Genomic DNA, 19,164 nt, shown 5'->3' on the forward strand with positions numbered 1-19,164 from the left:
TAAGTATTAAATATTGCCGCGATGATATTCAAATAGCCGTTTGAGTCTATGAACTTAAACGACGTAAGCCCTGCCTCTCTTACATCCTTACGGCTCCGTAGCCGATCCAGTGTGAATAAGTTCTACTCAAATGAAAATCTAAAATGCCATTCATCTTCATAGTAAATTCCACACCTTTCTAAATTGTTGGGTCAATCAGAATTAACATTTTATCACTATTTGAAATCAATGTCAAGTTATATTCCGCGTATTCTATTGTTAGGTGATCCGTTTACACAGAAGTTATAGGATTATTTTGTATTTGGGACAACGCCTTCGCTAAAACTTGGCGCATCTAATTTTCTAATCAAAGGTTATTTAACCTTTTTGAATACACATTAAACCCACTTTTTGATTTCAAAAGTAATAGGATTATTTCTTACAAAAATCCACAATCATGTTTTTATATATTTCAATCGATTGGATTTCTACAAATTCATCATCACCGTGCCAATGTCCTCCTGTAGGACCAAACTCTACGGCGGGTATTCCGATCTCAGAGAAGTAACGCGTATCCGCCGCCCCATGCTGACCAAAAAGGACAGCTTCTTTTTTCGTATACTTAGATATTGAAGAAGACAATTTTGAAATCCACAGGTTCTCCCTTGAAGTTGTAACCGGAGGGGCTTCCGTTATTTTGTAGATTTCACTCTTATCAGGAAGGATGGACTGAATTTGCGATAAAATATCTTCAGTCTTTTGCTCAGGCAAGTAACGGATGTCGTAACTTAATATACAAGTATCAGGAACCATGTTATAAACGTCTCCACCACTTATTTTGGCCAAATTAATAGAAGGAGAGGAGTACCATTCACTAGACTCTTGTGAGAAAGGAAGTCGTTTCAACTGATTGTGGAAACCATATGCTAGCTCAATGGCGTTATTTCCTTCCCATGGGCGGCTGCTATGAGAGGATGCTCCACGAATGGTGACATCGAGCCGTAAAATTCCTTTTGCTTGAAGACCAATTCCAAGTTGGGTAGGTTCTGAGCAAATAACGAAATTACCCGTGTAGCCGTTTTGAGCTAAGTATGCAGAACAATGATGGCCACCTGTTTCCTCATCAGAAACAATTTGTAATTGAACTTTTCTGGATAGTATTTGATCTTTTAGTTCAGAAACAGCCCACATAAATGCTACAACTCCAGCCTTCATATCAGCAGTTCCTCTTCCAAATAACTTGTTATCTTTAATCACTGGTTGAAAGTGCTCTTCCTTCGCTGGGACTACATCAACATGTCCGTTGAGAATAATAGTCTCCTGACCACTCCCAATCGTGGTAATAAGCATCTTATAACCATTGTTCTCAAGTGTTTCGACATTGAGATTTAGTGATTCTAGCCATGTAGCGCATAAGTCTACTGCGTAGTTTGCTCTTTCTTTTGAAGAACTATCTATTTTCACTAAATCTTGTAATACTGTCATCCATGTTGCATCCATAATGTGAATTACCTCCATGCCTTCCATTTACCCTATAATATTGATAACATTCTCCTCTATTAGATGAAATCCTTCATGAGTTTAAAATAAATCCACTTCTCTCATAGATTGTTGTCTGGGGGAGGGGGGGAAACCCAACAATGAGTTCTCACATCCCTCTATTTCCCACTGGTTTTAGTTAGTCTCCAGGAACAAAAAGCATGAAAAGATGGACGATTACACTTTCAAAGATTCATGGGCCTCCGAAACAACACACTTTTTCCAAAACAAAAGAGGCCAACGATGAGAAATTTCTTATCGTTGGCCTCTTTATACAAATTATTTATATACTGTTACTTTGACAGTTTTTTTACCCCAATGAAGGGCACGTTGTTTATTAGGAATGAAAACGTCAATCTTATTTCCTTTTACAGCACTGCCTTTATCTGCTGCAATTGCGTAGCCGTAACCTTCAACATATACTTTCGTCCCTAAAGGAATAACCTTTGGATCGACTGAAATTACTTTTAGGTTAGGGTTTTTCTTTAAGTTCAAACCAGTTGCAGTTACACCACTGCAACTCTTGCAACTTGCTGTATAAGCTGTTGCTGTCATGCTTAGAACTTTGGAAACGGGCTTTGTTGAAGCAACTTTTACAGCTGGTTTAGCTGCTACTTTAACCGCTGCAACCTTTAACACCTGTTTTGGCTTAATTGTATCGGTTTTCAAATTGTTCAAGTTTTTTAATTGAGTAATGGTTAACTTATGTTTTTTAGCGATTCCGAATAATGTATCGCCAGATTTTACGGTATATGTAGATGCTGCTGCTTCAGTTGTAATATTTGTAGTGGATAATAGGATGCCTAATGACAGTATGGCGACTAGTAACTTTTTCAAATTCTTTTGTCTCCTTTATTTAACATAAGAATACTATAACTCTTAAATATTTCATTTATGTTTCATAGAGTTTCTATTTACTTTACAAAACATTAAAAGACTTTAACATTCTGTTACTTTTTCATCAATTAATGGAGAAATGTAGTTCAGATTTCACAATTATTTACTAGGATTAATAGAATTTACATTTTTCAACTAAAAGTTTATTAGGCTATCCCTCTATAGACAGAAGGATTTTGTAGTCAATTAAATGTCCAAAGTGTTAACTATAAGGATATTCCCGAATTTTATGTGGTAAATTTTAGTAATACATAATATATTGGAAGGGTATGATTTCGGAGGAATTGTGAAGAGGAGTGCCTTTATGAAACGATTGATGAGTTTTGTATTTATCGTATTATTACTGATTATTGCAGGTGGACTTGTAGCGGGTAAGTTTATGAATGGCTTCTCTTTTTCCACGGTTTCGTTGAATGAGAAGCAAGAATTCGAAGGTAAGGGTGTTAGTCATATTACTATTGATTCTCCTAAGACAGATATTGTTTTAAAGGTTCGAAATCAAGATGAAGTGACTATCGAGATGACTGGAGTAGTAAGCAAGAGATATAAGGACCATTATGAGATACAGGTCACAGAAGGTGAAGAAGAGATGAAAATCGGAACAGATGATAACCAAACCTTTTCATCATGGCCCATTGATATGCTCTGGGGACGTAAGGAAGCCGTCCTTGAAGTAACAATTCCAAAAAGAGTGTATGATCAGTTAATGATTACGACCGTTTCTGGCGATGTTACCATTACGGAATTAGAATCGAAAATGATTGAAATAACCTCAATCTCTGGGGATTTATCAATCGATAACGTAAAGATCATGGATAGCTTACTTAGTAAAACCACTAGTGGAGATATCAATGTCAATCAGTTGGAAACTAACGGGGGGCTACTGAAATCAACCAGTGGAGATATTAAAGCAAGGGAACTACATGCGAAGAAATGGGAGTTTGAAAGCACCTCTGGAGATATTTTGCTTGAAGAGATGTATGGTGAAGGGCTTGCCGACACGGTTTCTGGTGATATTCGATTGAAGCAAGAAACAATCGATCAAAATATCACAGTAGAATCCACTAGCGGTGATGTAAAAATGGAGATAAGTGATACCCCTAAATCACTGGAAATCGATTTCGATTCCACCTCAGGTGATGGAACTGTAGAAATGGAAGGTATTTCTTTTTCTGAGAAATCGGAAAGTCGGATAGTTGGAAAAATCGGAAATGGTGAAGTATTGCTTAAAGTACGTACCACATCCGGAGATTTTGATATTCGTGAATAACACATATAACCGGACCAAAATGGTTCGGTTTTTGTTGTTTAAGTATGTAATGTCGTCAATTGAAGGAAGGACAAGTTCCAATTATAGAATATATGAGGTTGACTATCCCTAAATTTTAGTAAATCGTTGATTCTTTATCCCATAGTTTTCAGTAAAAATAATGAATCATTTCTTTTACCTATCCTGTCTTTGTAAACCAAAGGGTTTAAGGCTAAAATAAGAAGGATAATTGGGGAAATCGACTTCCCTTCATTTAAATAGGAAGATAAAGGTGAATGCAGCATGAAACAATCTCATAAGATTGCCTTGAGAATTTCCTTGATCTATACCTTGATAGGAATCATTTGGGTAGTGGTTACTGACTATATGTCAATGGAATTGGCGAATGAGAATTTAGAGGTTTATCTTTTGTTCCAACGAACAAAAGGGTGGTTTTATATCATTATTACTGGACTCATTTTATATGGTTTAATTTATCGTCAAACAAAACGTGTAGTACAATCCAAAATGGAGCTTATGGAAAAGGATTTTTTATTACAAGCAAGTAATGAACACTATCAATCATTATTTAATCATAATCCTGACGCTGTCATTGAGTTAGATAAAGAGGGGAATTTCGTAAGGGTGAACCCTGAAGGTGAAGAAGTAATTGGTTTTAAAGAATCTTTTTTGAAGGGTAAACAAGCAAGACAATTCATAGTTAAAGAAGATCACGAGCAGGTTCATCAATATTACTTAGAAGTTCTGAAAGGCAGTACTAGTAAGTTTGAGATGAAAATCATTACTGCTCTTAATGAAAAAAAAATTATGCGTTGTTCATTGCTCCCTATTATAGTAGATGAAGAAATCATTGGATTGTTTGGCATTGCTAGAGATATTACAAGCATACGACGCGATGAAGAGTTAATGATTAGCTCGGAAAAAATGTCAGCCATTGGTCATCTTGCTGCCGCTGTTGCTCATGAGGTGCGGAATCCACTTACTTCCATAAAAGGTTTTTTACAATTAATGAAAAAAAACAAAAGTTTTGATGAATCATATGTAGATATTATGCTTTCAGAGGTTGATCGAATCAATCTGATTGCTGGAGAGATGCTGATTTTAGGGAAAAAACAAGATGTCATTTTTAGAAAAGAAAATCTCTTGGACATCATTAATCAAGTTCTGCTATTGATGGATGCACAAGCGAGCTTACATGATACTGAGATAGTAGTAAAAAAAAGGGTCATTCATCCTTTGTTCATTTATGGCGATAGCACTCAATTAAAACAAGTATTTATCAATTTAATTAAAAATGGGTTAGAAGCTATGACGGGGCATGGGGAAATTTTCATTGAATTTCAGAAAATAGAACAATACGCTTGTGTCATTATACAAGATAATGGGATTGGAATGGGTGAAGAAAAGTTAAAGCACCTTGGGGAACCTTTTTATTCTACTAAGACTAGTGGTACAGGTCTTGGGTTAGCAGTATGTTTCAAAATCATTGAAAGACATCATGGGAAAATTGAAATTCATAGTAAGGAGAGATCTGGGACTTCTGTGAAAGTAAAGATTCCTTTATATGAAGAAATTGGTGATGCGGTTAGCAATAAACTTGAAATATGATAAAATGAAACAGCTTATTAGATGGGATGACAATTCATTCAACCGGATAAAGGAGAACAATATGGATCAAACCAATTTTTCAATAAAGAGTATGAAACCATTTATACAAAAGGCATGGGAAACGGAAGGGTTCCAAGAACCTACTGCAGTACAAAGTAAATCAATTCCATTAGTTCTTACTGGAAAAGATGTTATAGCTGAATCACCAACCGGAACAGGGAAAACATTAGCCTATTTGCTTCCAATACTTGAGAACATAAACCCATCCTCTCAGAATGTACAGGCTGTGGTTATGGCTTCTTCACGGGAGTTGGTCATGCAAATCCACTCTGAAATCCAGAAATGGTCAAAAGATAGTGGGGTAGTTTCCGCATCATTCATCGGTGGAGCCAATATTAAAAGGCAACTGGAGAAGCTTAAAAATCGTCCTCAAATTGTAGTAGGAACTCCAGGTAAAATTCAAGAGCTCATTGACTTGAAAAAATTAAAAATGCATGAAGTGAAGACGATTGTACTTGATGAAGGTGACACTTTATTAGTCCCTGAACATAGCGGTACTATTCAAAAAATCATTAAAAGTACCATGAAGGATCGTCAATTACTAATGTTCTCAGCAACTGTTCAAAAAGAAGCATTGGAACAAGCCAAAGCTATGATGAATGAACCTGAGATGATCATGGTAGGGAAAGAAGACTTACCACCTGCCAAAGTGGAGCATCTATATTTTATTTCTGAGTCACGTGACAAAATTAAAGTTTTAGAGAGCATTGCTCGATTACCTCACATGAAGGGACTCGTCTTTATGAAGGATATCGGTGAAATTACTCTAACTTTATCTAAGCTAGGATATAAAGATTTAACGGCAGCTGCACTACATTCAGAATCGAAAAAATCGGACCGAGAACGAGCTATGAAGGGCTTTCGTAAAGGGGAATATCCAATTCTTTTAAGTACAGATGTAGCAGCTCGTGGACTTGATATAAAAGGACTTACACATGTTGTTCATTTTGACATTCCAAGAACAATTGAACAATATACCCACCGATCTGGGCGTACGGGGAGAGCCGGAGCTGAAGGCACGGTAATCTCCATAGTAACACCACAAGAGGAACGGGACTTAAAACGATTAGTAAATAAATTAGGGATTGACCTAACTAAAAAAGTGTTCTTCAAAGGCCAAATTGCAGACGAAAGAAAACAACCGATGGAAAAGAAATCAAAACCTTCATCGGGGAAACCTACTGCAAAGAAGTCATTCTCTGGGCAAGGAAAAAGGAAATAATACACCGTGGGCGCTTATTTTAGCGCTCTTTTTTATTTTGGTTATGTTAAAGGAAGATGTTTATTTTGTACCCGTATGAATGAGAAGTATTGTTTTTATGCCTGATGATTCGACAAGTTGGTCGTAAAACCGTGGAAGTTGGTCGTAAAACCATTGTAGTTGGTCGTAAAACCGTGGAAGTTGGTCGTAAAACCATTGTAGTTGGTCGTAAAACCATTGTAGTTGGTCGTAAAACCATTGAAGTTGTTCAAAAACCCTTGAAGAAGATGTCAGTAAACCGCTGATGGAGCGCTTTTTGGGTTTCCGGAGGAAGAAATCAAATTGGGAGTTAAACACGGCCTTATAAAAAGAGATTAATCCCCAGTCAAAAAGGGTAATTATGATTGCCTATGCGCTATCATATGGCTACTAAAAAAAGAAAACGCTTACATTTATTAGGGAAATCACATATGATAGTAGGTGAAGGAACTAGATATAAAGGAGAGAGAACGTATGGGAGAAGGCTATAAGAATTTTGAAACGTCTGTTATTCATGAAGGATATGATTCGAAGGACCATCTAGGCAGCTTATCTACACCAATCTTTCAAACTTCCACTTTTACATTCGATAGTGCAGAGCAGGGGGAACGTCGCTTTGCAGGGAATGAAGATGGATATATCTATTCTCGACTTGGTAATCCCACAGTTAAAGCACTTGAGGAAAGAATCGCAGCACTAGAAAAAGGAGAGGCTGGTCTTGCCTTTGGTTCAGGCATGGCTGCGGTATCGGCTGTCTTAATTGCTTTGACAAAAGCGAATGATCATATTGTCTGTTCGCAAGGATTATACGGTTGTACGTTCGGACTACTTAAACTAATGAAAGAAAAGTATAATATTCACCATGATTTTTGTGCGATGGATGATGAACAAGTGTTAAGAAAGACCATTCAACCAAACACGACATGTATTTATGTGGAAACACCAATCAACCCAACCATGAAAGTGATTGATTTAAGAATGGTTGCAAAGGTAGCAAAGGAATATGGAATTCCAGTCGTGGTGGATAATACATTCTCTACCCCATATTTACAGAGACCACTTGAATTGGGTTGTGACATTATTATCCACAGTGCAACGAAATATATTTGTGGACATGGAGACGTGGTAGCTGGTTTGGTAGTAGGGAAGAAGGATTTTATACAAGGAGTTAGTCTGACGACACAAAAGGACATTGGCGGTATTATTTCCCCTTTTGATGCTTGGCTACTACTTAGGGGTTTAAAAACCTTGCCAGTTAGAATGGACCGTCATACCTTTAATGCAGAGAAACTCTTTGAAAAATTAAAGCAACATCCAGAGATTTCAAACGTCTATTATCCTGGTGACCGCACTCATCCCGATTATGGAATAGTAGAAAGTCAGATGAAACAAGGTGGTGGACTCATTTCCTTTGAGATTAACGGAACTAAGGAGGATGCTCAGAAATTCCTTAACTCATTAAAATTAATAAAAATTGCTGTCAGTCTTGGTGATGCAGAGACTTTAATCCAACATCCTGCGACCATGACTCATTCTGTTATTCCGGAAGAAACAAGGCTGAAGATGGGGATTTCGAATCAACTAATCCGACTTTCCGTTGGACTAGAATCTTGGGAAGACCTGTGGGATGATATTGAGCAAGGCTTGGCAACTTTGGGAAATAGATTCGAAATTCAAATATGACAAAGAGGGTGACAATAAGTCTAATCTCATTTTTTCCTTGGTGGAAAGTGAGGGTAGACTTAAAAGTCACCCTTTTGAGTATACCTTCTTCAAACGTATTCCTTTCGTGAAAAGCTGCTTCTACTTTTATAATTCAGTTTAATGGATGATAATGACTTCCTAAGGAGAATGTATGGAAAAATATATAAAAAAGGTAACCGAATATTTTGGCTGTAACCATGAACAAATTATCCCTTTGTCATCTGGATTTCAGAATGATGTATTCCTATATAGAGGAGTAAATAAGGAATGGATTCTCCGCTTATCAAGGCGCAGGTCAAAGGAAGAGCTAAATAGTGAACTAAAATTTTTAGATGAGCTGAAGGATTTTGGAGTTACGGTCGCTGGGCCTATACACAATAATGTAATTGAATTTGAAAATCATCTCTTTATGTGTGCTTTTGAAGTAGCTAAAGGTGAGAGAGTAGATGTCACTGACTCAAGAAAATGGAACAAAAGGATGTTCTATAATTGGGGAAAAATAATGGGGAAAATGCATTCTCTTTCAAAGCAATTCCCAAAAATGAGCCGGAAAAGTTGGAGTGAACATTCAAGGCAATTATATAGAATGGATGAGCCCCCCGTAGAAGACTTTGTTAACCGCCAATTTTTCACCTTACAAAATGAAGTTAATCGTTATTATAAGAATGATTCAGTATATGGACTGATACATAATGATTTTCATCAAGGAAACTTCTATGTCAAAAATAATGTAATTACTTTATTTGATTTTGATGACTGTGCATATAACTGGTTTGCACAGGATATTGCTGCTTCAATATTCCATGCTTATTGGCAGAGTCAATCATTCCTTCAGACCGAAGAACCGTTTTCTACATATTTTATCGATCCATTTTTTGATGGATATCGTTCAGAACATTTTTTGTCAAACACTATTCTGCACCAAACTCCAATATTTCTACAATTGAGAGATATTTTCTTATATTCATTATTTAAAAAAGTATGGGCAAACAATGTGATGGAGGATTGGCAATCCTATACCATACTTGAAATTGAATCAAGGATTAAGTCCGGGGCAATCATCGGAGATATGAATCAGGAATTCTGGAGTAAATTTTCGTAAACATGAAAATAACTGGACAACTAGGAGAATAATAAATTCAATCTAATAAATACAGAAATCGGTGGTTAGTTGTGGATACACGAGTAGGTAAAAAACAGCAACGGAAAAAAATTAGAAAGTATGTAAAAAGATTTCTCCTAGTTTTACTGTTATTCATCGTAGCAGGGGTTGGATTTTCCTTTTATCAATATGATCAAGGTGTCAAACAAGCAGCACCATCCCAAGTATTTGAAACTAAATATGAATTCAAGCCACCTCCGCCTGAAACATTTGAAGGTACTCCTTTAGAAGGAACATATAATATTCTTTTGTTAGGAATAGACTCACTTAATGAGAAACAGACTTCACGGAGTGATAGTATCATGCTCGGGCAGTTTAATACCAAAACGGAAGCCTTAAAGCTTGTGTCAATAATGCGTGATACGTATGTTAAAATTCCAGACCAAGGTAAGAACAAAATTAATGCTGCTTTTTCTTTAGGTGGACCTGAGTTACTTAGGAAAACCATCAAAGAAAATTTCGGCATAGATGTAAGCTACTATGCGCTTGTTGATTTTAAAGGGTTTGAAAAAATTGTTGATACATTAACGCCATCAGGTATTGAAATAGATGTAGAGAAAAAAATGTCTAAAAACATTGGTGTGACGTTACAACCGGGACTTCAAAAATTACATGGAAAAGAACTTCTCGGCTATGCACGCTTTCGCTATGATGCAAGAGGAGATTTTGCTCGAGTTGAGCGTCAACAGAAAGTAATGAATGCATTAAAGGATGAATTGATTAGTTTAAATGGAATATCTAAACTACCAAAAATCATAGGAACAGTGCAGCCATATATTGATACAAATATGGAGCCAATGATGGCTATTGGGATTGTGAAAGACATAGTATTAAATAAGAGTGAAATCACAACAATGATTATTCCGATTAAGGGTTCCTTTTCAGAAACAAGAGTGAAACATGCGGGTCAAGTATTGATTCCGGATCTCGAGATGAACAAAAAAGCGCTGATAGATTTTTTAGATATAGCTTCTACAAAAAATGGAGATACGATTAAATAAATCGACGTTCCGGATAGTGAGTGTTTTACATAATAATAAGTAGATGGAAAGTCTTGTAATTGAAGCGGGAACTTTGATACAATGTTCTTATAATTTAAACTATTATGATAAGGAGGTGAAGAGAAATGAGCCGTTCAGTAATATTGCGTGAAGAACAACAGTTTATGTATGTAATTCGTGCAATTTTTCATGGTGCAAAATTTCAAGGGGGGAGTCTGCCCTTTTTTAGAAATTGCATATCGAAACTGAAACGGTAAAAGTTCTCTTCGCCTTTTAAACATATGAGTAGTCTGTGATGACACGGATCCATAACATATTGTTTAATGATGAGAGTCCTTTTTGGGCTCTTTTTTGTGTATCGATTATTTTCAATCGAAGAATCGATCCAAGGGTAAGGAAGCGCGTCCATATACCGCTTCTTTACCCTTTTTTGTTTTTTAATAATTAGAAATTAAGGAGATTAAATATATGATAATGTGCAGTTTAAACTCAGTGAAAAAAATGTTCGGAGGAAATACAGTATTTGAGGATTTGTCGTTCGAAATACAGGAAAGGGACAGAGTAGGTCTTGTAGGTCGCAATGGTTGTGGCAAGTCTACCATCCTAAAATTAATCAGTGGAATGGAACCAGTAGATGCTGGAGTCATCCATATTAAGAAGGGTACTAAAATCGGATATCTGTCACAAATTCCAAATTTTGAGGAAAAAACAGTAGGTAAGGAAGTATTATACTCTGCTTTTTCTGAGGCGCGGGAAATTTTCAACAAAATGAATGATCTTGAAATTCTCATGTCATCCGAACAAAATCCAGACAAACTAGATTCTCTAATCAAAGATTACGGGAATCTTCAAGAAAAGTTTATCCATTTAGATGGATATGAAATAGATGCTAAAGTTTCAAAAGTGGCAAATGGTTTGAAGATAGTAAGTTTGTTAGAGACCGAATTTATGACGCTAAGTGGAGGCGAGCAAACTAAGATTTGTCTTGGGTATATGCTGCTTCAACAGCCTGATTTATTATTACTCGATGAGCCTACCAATCACCTTGATATCAGTGCTGTCGAATGGTTAGAGGAGTATTTGCAGGATTATGAAGGGACGGTTGTGATCGTATCCCATGATCGTTATTTTCTAGACGAAGTCACAAATAAAATCTTGGATTTAGAGGATGGTGAGATTTGTTTGTACCACCATAATTATTCTGGATTCATGATTGAAAAAGAAAAGAAGCTACTAGATGAATTCCAGGCGTACCAAGAGCAGCAAAGAAAAATAAAAAAAATGAAAGAAGCGATTAAGCGATTGCGGGATTGGGCGAATCGTTCTAATCCACCAAGTGCAGCCCTCCATAAGAGGGCAACAAATATGCAACGAGCACTAGACCGGATGGAAAAGCTAAAAAAACCAATCTTAGATAGAAAGAAAATGGACCTTGAATTTGAGAAGGCAGATCGTAGTGGAAAAGATGTAGTTGTAATTAAGAATGTTAGTAAAGTGTTCGCGACAAAAACATTATTTGAGGCGGTAGACATTCACATCCAATATAAAGATCGAACTGCGATTGTAGGTGATAATGGAACAGGTAAGTCCACTTTATTGAAAATGATTTTAGGTGAACTGAAACCAGAAATAGGGAGTGTATACGTTGGAAGTAATGTGAAGATTGGCTATTTGTCACAGCATTTATATACTGACAATCCTAATACAACTGTTTTAGAGGCATTTAGAGAGGAAATCAAGGTTGCAGAAGGAGAAGCTAGGCATCTACTTGCCAAGTTTTTATTTTACGGACCTGCCGTCTTTCGTAAAGTGGAGCAATTGAGTGGTGGAGAGAGAATGCGACTACGTCTAGCACAATTAATGCACCTAGATCTTAATCTGTTAATTTTAGATGAACCAACCAATCATCTCGATATTGATTCCCGTGAAGTATTAGAGGATGCCCTTGAAGATTTTCATGGTACCATTTTAGCAGTATCGCATGACCGCTATTTATTAAATAAACTATTCGATAAAACCTATTGGATTCAAAATAAGAACATGCACTTTTTTGAAGGGCCGTATCAATGGGCAAAAAAGAAGTTAATTGAAAAAAACGAGAAGGATATAAAGTCAGGGATGAACGAATCACCGAAAAAGTCATCCGCAAAACCTACTGGAAACCAAGTTAAGTTGAAAGAAAAAACCGTGAATATAGACCAGCTGGAAAAGGAAATTGAAATGGTTGAAGGGGAGCTTCTTTTAATAGAAGCTTCTATGCAAAACGAAAGTGACTTAGACACTCTCCAATCGATGTTTACTAAACAAAGGGATTTAGAGCAAAAAAGAGAAGAACTATATCGTACTTTAGAAAGCGTTTTAAACTAAGGCAAAGGGGACTTACCCCCTTTGTGCTGTTTTGCCAATTACATGATAAGGGGAAAATGCAATGAATATCATGAAATTATCTGAACAAGACCATGAGTTGATACAAGCTGCTCAAGAGATAATAAAAAAGTGTTATGAATTAGACCGTCACCATATAGGTGCAGCCTTAAGAACGAAGTCTGGTGAAATTTTTACAGCGGTACATGTAGAGGCCTATATTGGTAGAATTACGGTATGTGCAGAAGCTATGGTAATAGGAAAAGCCATATCAGAAGGCTATAAAGAGTTTGATACGATAGTTGCAGTACGCCATCCTGATTTAGAAGAGGAAATACAAGAAATTAATGTCGTCACTCCATGTGGGATGTGTAGAGAGCTATTAAACGATTATGGAATTGACATGAAAGTGATAATCCCGTACGAACAAGAAAACGTGAAATGTGATGTCTCAGATTTACTCCCAATGAAATATACTAGGACAAAAATTTAATCAATCGTTTGATTAAAAAAGGAGTAGAAAAAAGAGCCACTTGGGCTCCTGTTATCTTGGTGTTACGGGTTTGACGGAAATCGCTGGAGAAAAGGAGGTGGTTATGCATCCCTCCAAATCATTTGGATTAATCAATCCAAGATTAATGGCGGCCTTAATTTTCACATCATCGGGCTTTCTTATTACTTGTATAAGATCGTTCATCTTTAATTCTTCTAGTCTTTGAATAGTTAAGTCGTCGTTAAACTTCTCTGTTTTTCGTATCTGTCTCTGAAGTTTGTAGCCATTAATGGTTACTTCGGCTTTGTCTTTTGTTCCCATTTGGTTATCGAAATACTGGTGAAATAAATCCTTTAATTCATTCAGCTCTAATTCTATTTCTTTTTTCTTCTTGTTAAGCTCGTAATACTTGCTAAGCATATCACCTGTCATGAGCAATTCATTTTTATTTATCAAAGTTTCCCCCTCCACAACGAACAGATATTCTATTTTATTGTGAGGGGAAAGGAAATAGTACAGTATATTTATAGTAATGATTGTAGCTTGGAAAAAGGTGACTATAAACACTAGGTTTTTCTGAGATTAAGCTGATTTTACCAAATTATTATCACAATTTACCGAACGTTTGATTTTTATTACCGAAAATCTCAATTTTATTACCGAAACAGATCAATTTATTACCAAACGCTGAAAGAGGGTGTCAATGGACACCCTCTTTCACTTATATCTTGTATGTTTTACTAATCATTCATTTTTTGAGCCATTGCATTTGATTTTCTAGCTTTTTTGGCTTTTTCTTTATGAAGTTGATTAGCTACTTCACTACCCATTTCTTGACCAAATTCTGAATCGGTAACTGCCGCATTAAAGCCTTGTTTATTCTTTTGATCACCGTCGTGCTTTTGTGTTCGTTTCGCCATAATATCCTCCTTCGATAAATAATAGAAACAGTTTTAGTTTGGGGATTGGTCAATTTTTTATTCTTATTAAAAGGAATAAGTAATCCAGAGTTAATTTAAAAAAGCAAAGTGACATCGGTCTGAGGAAAGTCGCTGAGTAAGTAGGAAAATAATTCAGCCTTAAGTTGTAGGTGAAAATCAAACTACCGAAGAATGTATCCTGTTCGTTAATTTCGTATATTAACAGTAAGAACAAGGAGGCGATTACAGTGAATATTAATCACTTTACAATTGAGGAAATGGTTAAACTGAAAAGGGAAGAAATGAATATTCAAGAGAAATTCGTTGAGACATATCATCTGTACCCAGTGGATCCAAGTAAAAAATATTGCATAACTTATAAACAATTTAAATTTTGTATATAACGTTAGTGAAAGTAATATAGAAATTGCAATAAGTTAGCTTCTTCGAGTAAAAATGTACTCAAAGAAGCTTTTTTATATTCAATCTGTATTGACCTTCACGTAGCGTTAAGGTGTAGAGTAGAGTTGTCAGGAGGTGGAAGGATGGAATATACAGTGCAGAAGCTTGGCCAGATGGCTGGGATTAGTACTAGAACACTTCGGTACTATGATGAGATTGACATTCTTAAGCCGGCAAGAATGAACTCTTCAGGATACCGAATATACGGTCAAGCAGAAGTGGATCGGCTACAACAAATATTATTCTTTAGAGAACTCGGAATCAGTTTAGATAAAATCAAGGAAATCGTGACTGACCCTTCCTTTGATGGTGCCAAAGCACTTAAAGAACATCGTGAAAAACTCCTAGACAAAAGAAAGCAGTTGGATTTACTGATTGCTAATGTGGAAAAAACAATCGCCTTAACTGAAGGGAGAATTACAATGTCAGATAAAGAAAAGTTTGAAGGCTTTAAGCAAAAAATGATAGATGAAAACGAGAAGAAATATGGAAAAGAAATTCGAGATAAGTATGGTGACGAAGTTGTCAATAAGAGCAATGAAAAGGTAAAAAATATGACACAGGAGCAACATAATGAGGTTACTCGTCTTGCAAATGAAGTAACAGAGACATTAGCCAAAGCCTTCAAAAACGGCGACCCTGCTAGTGAAATTGCTCAAAAAGCAGCAGACTTGCATAAAAAATGGCTTACCTTTTATTGGAGTGAATACAGTAAAGAGGCGCATGCCGGTCTTGCACAAATGTATGTAGATGACGAGAGATTTAAGGCATACTACGATAAAGAACAACCAGGTACAGCAGAGTTTTTAAGAGATGCGGTTCATATATATACAGGTTTTAGGAAGTAACTAATTTAAAAGACAATGCTACATATTTGATGTGGTATTGTCTTTTTTGGTGAGGTAGACTAAATGTCATTCGATCCTTCATTAAAATTTTCGGGACGGTGTAGATTTATGTATCGTTCAATTAATAACATGTTTATTTATTGAAGAATTTGCACATAGTAAAAGATATTCTTTCAATAAAGGAGCTATATAATGGCACACGTTCTTTATATAACAGCACACCCACATGATGATGCCGTATCCTACAGTATGGCTGTAGGAAAAGCATTTATCGATAAGTACCAAGAAGTAAATCCAGATGATCAGGTTACCCATCTTGATTTATATAAAGAAGATATTCCTCATATTGATGTAGATGTATTCAGTGGTTGGGGGAAACTCCAAAGTGGCAAAGGTTTTGATGAGTTATCCGCTGAAGAACAAGCAAAAGTTGGTCGTCTTTCCCAATTATGTGAACAGTTTATAGCTGCTGATAAGTATGTGTTTGTAACGCCACTATGGAATTTTTCATTCCCACCAATTCTTAAGGCGTACATTGATTCCGTTTCTGTGGCGGGAAAAACTTTTAAATATACACCTGAAGGACCTGTTGGACTGTTGACTTCAAAAAAAGCCTTACATATTCAAGCACGTGGTGGAATTTATTCAGAAGGACCTGCGGCGGCTATGGAAATGGGTCATCGGTATTTGCAGGTAATTATGCAGTTCTATGGAGTTCCGTCGTTTGATGGGTTATTTGTGGAGGGTCATGCGGCAATGCCGGATAAAGCCAAAGAAATAAAAGAAAATGCTATAGCACGTGCAAAAGATATGGCTCACACTTTTTAATAAATGGTATAATTACCATAAATAGGAGAGGTGACAACTATGGATCAAAAGCCCATACATTTTGATGGAAGTCTGCAAGGAAACTACGAGATAAAAGATGAAATGACTAATCAGGAATCGTTTCAAATAACGGATGAAATGAGAAAACTGATTAGTGGAAATCCATATATTATGAACTAAGAGCTATCGTTATAGCTCTTTTTCTTTTGGAGAAGTATATAGAGTCGCAGCATTTAATTTTGTATACTTATTTCAATGATATCTGACAAGGAGATACCCATGAAAAAAGTAAAAACAAATGCCATGCGAATATTGGATAAAGAAAAAATAGACTATAAAATGATGACCTATAGTACGGATGACGGGAAAATAGATGGTGTTTCTGTTGCTCAAAAAATAGGAAGAGTAGAAGAGGTTGTTTACAAAACTCTTGTTTCCCAAGGGTCAAGTAAAAGCTACTACGTATTTATCATTCCAGTTGAAGCAGAGTTAGATATGAAAAAAGCGGCAAAAGCTGTTGGCGAAAAGAAAGTCGAAATGATTCTCGTTAAGGATTTGTTAAAAGTTACGGGCTATATACGTGGTGGTTGCTCGCCAATCGGGATGAAAAAATTATTTCCAACATTCATTGATGAACGGGCAAAAACACTGGATACTATTATTGTTAGTGGTGGGAATATCGGCGTCCAGGTTGAAATGAAAGTAGAAGCTCTTGTTAAGGTAATCAAGGGAGAGTATGCAGATTTAACAAAGTAAAACCATAAAAGAGACCAACTTTACATTGAAGTTGGTCTCTCAAATTTACATTTACATAAGGTCCTCACAATTTGATGTTACAGATATGGGCACTTTATTTCATTCCATTCAAAATGTGAACCATGTCTTTCTCTATTATCCTCCATAACGCTTTATCTGTAGTAAAACGGGTAGATATTTTTTCTACAAAAGCTTTAAATGCATCTTTGTATGCTGGGTCATCTTTGTCGGGCATACCTCGTTTGATGTCTTCAACAACAGATTGTACTTCTGGAGCACGAGGGCCCCATTTCCCGATTTCATTTCCTTTGTCATCAATGAAAATAAAAATGGGAATCGAACGAGCAGTTCCGTTCGTTAAGTATTGATCCATCAGCTCAAGATTCTCATCTCGGATTAAGTAACGTGGTTCAATCCCCGCTAAATCTGCCAGCTTTTTGAAGATAGGCACGTTAACCATTGCATCTCCACACCAGTCAGCTGTCAGGACGATAGCAGAAATATTCTGATCCTTCAATTCTGAAAGCATTAATTTACTTTCATCTGATACCGAAAATTCATCCGCGACTTTTTGTAGGTTTTCTTTATGTACAGTCATACTAGCGATATATTCTTCATGCGAAACACCTTTCTCAAACCAAACATGTAAATTGCTCATGATATCCCTCCTTTTGTCATCATAACATGCTTTTATGAGTGTGGTCTTTTCAAACGAATTCAATTCAATAATAAAAAAAATAATTGATTTTTAAAACTTTCTGCTATAATACTAGTGAAAAGTTCATAAGTAACAAACATGTAGGGGGGCCGATGTTGTCGGCTGAGATAGCGTCCATAAGACGCTGACTCTTTGAACCTGATCTGGTTGATGCCAGCGGAGGGAACATATGATTACGCTTTTTTGTATGTTAACGTCCGATTCTGCCATCGGGCGTTTTTTGTATTTAGTAGAGTTTTAAACTAGAAAAACAGACCCGATGACGAACGGTTCTTGCATTACTATGAACTTCCATTATACATAGGGAGGAATAGACATGAAGAAATGGTTAGCGCTTGTCCTAACTGCTAGCTTGTTAACAGGCTGTAGTGGAAACATGGCAAGTAAAGAAAAGGAAGATAAGGATATTAAGGATTTAGAAAAGGTATCGGTTGTCCTAGACTGGACTCCAAATACGAATCACACAGGATTATACGTGGCAAAGGAAAAGGGATTTTTTGAAGAGGAAGGATTGGATGTTGAGATTATTATGCCAGGAGAGGCGGGTGCCGATCAACTCGTTGCATCTGGGAAGTCTCAGTTCGGTGTAAGCTATCAAGAGAGTATTACACAGGCACGAGTGCAAGGAGTTCCCCTTGTCTCTGTAGCAGCAGTTATTCAGCATAACACTTCTGGTTTTGCTTCTCCTGTTGCCAAAAACATTGCATCTCCTAAGGATTTTGAAGGTAAGACATATGGTGGATGGGGATCTCCAGTTGAAAAGGCAGTCATTGAATCCATCATGAAAACGGAAAATGCTGACGTCAATAAAGTAGATATCGTTAGTACCGGAGACAGTGATTTCTTTACTTCTGTTAAAAGAGATATAGACTTTGCATGGATTTATTACGGTTGGACAGGGGTTGAAGCTGAGCTCCGAAACGAAAAAATCAATATGGTTTATCTTACCGATTATTCAGATAAGCTAGATTACTATACACCTGTGCTAGCAACGAATGAAAAAATGATTAAAGATAATCCAGACACAGTAGAAGCTTTCGTCCATGCGGCCTCAAAAGGATATCAGTTTGCAATTGAAAATCCTTCAGAAGCAGCAGATATTTTATTGAAGAGTGCACCAGATTTAGATGCAGATTTAGTTAAGAAGAGCCAGGAATGGTTAGCGCCAAAGTATCAAGATGATGCATCACGTTGGGGAGAGCAAAAGCTTGATGTATGGAAAAATTATGCCGAATGGATGACTGAGAACCAGCTTCTTGAAGGGGAGTTTGATCCAGAAAAAGCATTTACGAACGAATTTTTACCGAAATAGGAG

21 protein-coding genes and 1 riboswitch are annotated in these 19,164 nt (G+C 36.5%); of the genes, 16 read left to right on the forward strand and 5 right to left on the reverse strand.

The window, feature by feature from the left end; all coding sequences use genetic code 11:
* Positions 1 to 411: 411 nt before the first annotated feature.
* Both DBX25_RS08995 and DBX25_RS09000 read right to left on the reverse strand, forming a co-directional pair.
* On the reverse strand, positions 412 to 1,479 hold the full coding sequence (locus DBX25_RS08995; protein WP_108670574.1) for a M20 family metallopeptidase: 1,068 nt from the start codon (positions 1,477 to 1,479) through the stop codon (positions 412 to 414).
* Positions 1,480 to 1,797: 318 nt separating this feature from the next.
* A complete protein-coding gene (locus DBX25_RS09000) occupies positions 1,798 to 2,355 on the reverse strand; it encodes a 3D domain-containing protein (RefSeq protein ID WP_108670452.1) in 558 nt (185 codons plus the stop codon).
* A gap of 364 nt (positions 2,356 to 2,719) precedes the next feature.
* Between DBX25_RS09000 and DBX25_RS09005 the strand changes: the two genes are divergently transcribed.
* The 10 genes from DBX25_RS09005 (at position 2,720) to DBX25_RS09045 (ending at position 13,317) form a co-directional block, all read left to right on the forward strand.
* Entirely contained in the window at positions 2,720 to 3,685 is a 966-nt protein-coding gene (locus DBX25_RS09005; RefSeq protein WP_108670453.1) for a DUF4097 family beta strand repeat-containing protein, read from the forward strand.
* 282 nt (positions 3,686 to 3,967) lie between these two features.
* Entirely contained in the window at positions 3,968 to 5,293 is a 1,326-nt protein-coding gene (locus tag DBX25_RS09010; RefSeq protein ID WP_108670454.1) for an ATP-binding protein, read from the forward strand.
* 61 nt (positions 5,294 to 5,354) lie between these two features.
* Entirely contained in the window at positions 5,355 to 6,575 is a 1,221-nt protein-coding gene (locus tag DBX25_RS09015; RefSeq protein ID WP_108670455.1) for a DEAD/DEAH box helicase, read from the forward strand.
* A gap of 89 nt (positions 6,576 to 6,664) precedes the next feature.
* Complete coding sequence (locus DBX25_RS09020) at positions 6,665 to 6,859, forward strand: hypothetical protein (protein WP_157950925.1); 195 nt, start codon at positions 6,665 to 6,667, stop codon at positions 6,857 to 6,859.
* 208 nt (positions 6,860 to 7,067) lie between these two features.
* Complete coding sequence (megL, locus tag DBX25_RS09025) at positions 7,068 to 8,276, forward strand: methionine gamma-lyase (protein WP_108670457.1); 1,209 nt, start codon at positions 7,068 to 7,070, stop codon at positions 8,274 to 8,276.
* A gap of 172 nt (positions 8,277 to 8,448) precedes the next feature.
* Positions 8,449 to 9,399, forward strand: a complete 951-nt coding sequence (locus tag DBX25_RS09030; protein WP_108670458.1) for a phosphotransferase enzyme family protein — start codon at positions 8,449 to 8,451, stop codon at positions 9,397 to 9,399.
* A 71-nt stretch (positions 9,400 to 9,470) separates the two neighbouring features.
* On the forward strand, positions 9,471 to 10,460 hold the full coding sequence (locus DBX25_RS09035; RefSeq protein WP_108670459.1) for an LCP family protein: 990 nt from the start codon (positions 9,471 to 9,473) through the stop codon (positions 10,458 to 10,460).
* Positions 10,461 to 10,585: 125 nt separating this feature from the next.
* The gene (locus DBX25_RS21755) at positions 10,586 to 10,717 is read left to right on the forward strand and encodes an RAxF-45 family protein (protein ID WP_420812934.1); all 132 of its coding nucleotides are present in this window, start codon (positions 10,586 to 10,588) and stop codon (positions 10,715 to 10,717) included.
* A gap of 211 nt (positions 10,718 to 10,928) precedes the next feature.
* Entirely contained in the window at positions 10,929 to 12,827 is a 1,899-nt protein-coding gene (gene abc-f / locus DBX25_RS09040) for a ribosomal protection-like ABC-F family protein (RefSeq protein ID WP_108670460.1), read from the forward strand.
* 61 nt (positions 12,828 to 12,888) lie between these two features.
* On the forward strand, positions 12,889 to 13,317 hold the full coding sequence (locus DBX25_RS09045; protein WP_108670461.1) for a cytidine deaminase: 429 nt from the start codon (positions 12,889 to 12,891) through the stop codon (positions 13,315 to 13,317).
* Between the two features lie 51 nt (positions 13,318 to 13,368).
* Here DBX25_RS09045 and DBX25_RS09050 read toward each other — a convergent pair whose 3' ends face one another.
* Both DBX25_RS09050 and DBX25_RS09055 read right to left on the reverse strand, forming a co-directional pair.
* Positions 13,369 to 13,773, reverse strand: a complete 405-nt coding sequence (locus DBX25_RS09050) for a hypothetical protein (protein ID WP_240620223.1) — start codon at positions 13,771 to 13,773, stop codon at positions 13,369 to 13,371.
* Between the two features lie 284 nt (positions 13,774 to 14,057).
* Positions 14,058 to 14,237, reverse strand: a complete 180-nt coding sequence (locus tag DBX25_RS09055) for a hypothetical protein (RefSeq protein WP_108670462.1) — start codon at positions 14,235 to 14,237, stop codon at positions 14,058 to 14,060.
* Positions 14,238 to 14,485: 248 nt separating this feature from the next.
* On the opposite strand from DBX25_RS09055, the gene DBX25_RS20570 reads away from it, so the two are divergent.
* The 5 genes from DBX25_RS20570 (at position 14,486) to ybaK (ending at position 17,131) form a co-directional block, all read left to right on the forward strand.
* Positions 14,486 to 14,641 carry a hypothetical protein gene (locus tag DBX25_RS20570; protein ID WP_157950926.1) on the forward strand — a complete coding sequence of 52 codons (156 nt, stop codon included), beginning with the start codon at positions 14,486 to 14,488 and terminating at the stop codon, positions 14,639 to 14,641.
* Positions 14,642 to 14,782: 141 nt separating this feature from the next.
* Positions 14,783 to 15,547, forward strand: coding sequence for a MerR family transcriptional regulator (locus DBX25_RS09060; RefSeq protein WP_108670463.1), 765 nt, complete (start codon positions 14,783 to 14,785; stop codon positions 15,545 to 15,547).
* 192 nt (positions 15,548 to 15,739) lie between these two features.
* On the forward strand, positions 15,740 to 16,375 hold the full coding sequence (locus DBX25_RS09065) for an FMN-dependent NADH-azoreductase (RefSeq protein ID WP_108670464.1): 636 nt from the start codon (positions 15,740 to 15,742) through the stop codon (positions 16,373 to 16,375).
* A 39-nt stretch (positions 16,376 to 16,414) separates the two neighbouring features.
* Positions 16,415 to 16,555 (forward strand): hypothetical protein, encoded by a 141-nt coding sequence (locus DBX25_RS20820; protein WP_170110124.1) that lies wholly within the window; start codon positions 16,415 to 16,417, stop codon positions 16,553 to 16,555.
* Positions 16,556 to 16,654: 99 nt separating this feature from the next.
* On the forward strand, positions 16,655 to 17,131 hold the full coding sequence (gene ybaK / locus DBX25_RS09070) for a Cys-tRNA(Pro) deacylase (protein ID WP_108670465.1): 477 nt from the start codon (positions 16,655 to 16,657) through the stop codon (positions 17,129 to 17,131).
* Between the two features lie 94 nt (positions 17,132 to 17,225).
* Here ybaK and DBX25_RS09075 read toward each other — a convergent pair whose 3' ends face one another.
* Positions 17,226 to 17,789 carry a thioredoxin family protein gene (locus DBX25_RS09075; RefSeq protein ID WP_108670466.1) on the reverse strand — a complete coding sequence of 188 codons (564 nt, stop codon included), beginning with the start codon at positions 17,787 to 17,789 and terminating at the stop codon, positions 17,226 to 17,228.
* A 132-nt stretch (positions 17,790 to 17,921) separates the two neighbouring features.
* Positions 17,922 to 18,031, forward strand: a riboswitch (TPP riboswitch).
* A 134-nt stretch (positions 18,032 to 18,165) separates the two neighbouring features.
* Here DBX25_RS09075 and DBX25_RS09080 point away from each other — a divergent pair.
* Positions 18,166 to 19,161, forward strand: a complete 996-nt coding sequence (locus DBX25_RS09080) for an ABC transporter substrate-binding protein (RefSeq protein WP_108670467.1) — start codon at positions 18,166 to 18,168, stop codon at positions 19,159 to 19,161.
* Positions 19,162 to 19,164 lie beyond the last annotated feature (3 nt).

The sequence above is a fragment of the Peribacillus acanthi genome (assembly GCF_003073175.1).
Lineage (GTDB): Bacteria > Bacillota > Bacilli > Bacillales > DSM-1321 > Bacillus_BN > Bacillus_BN acanthi.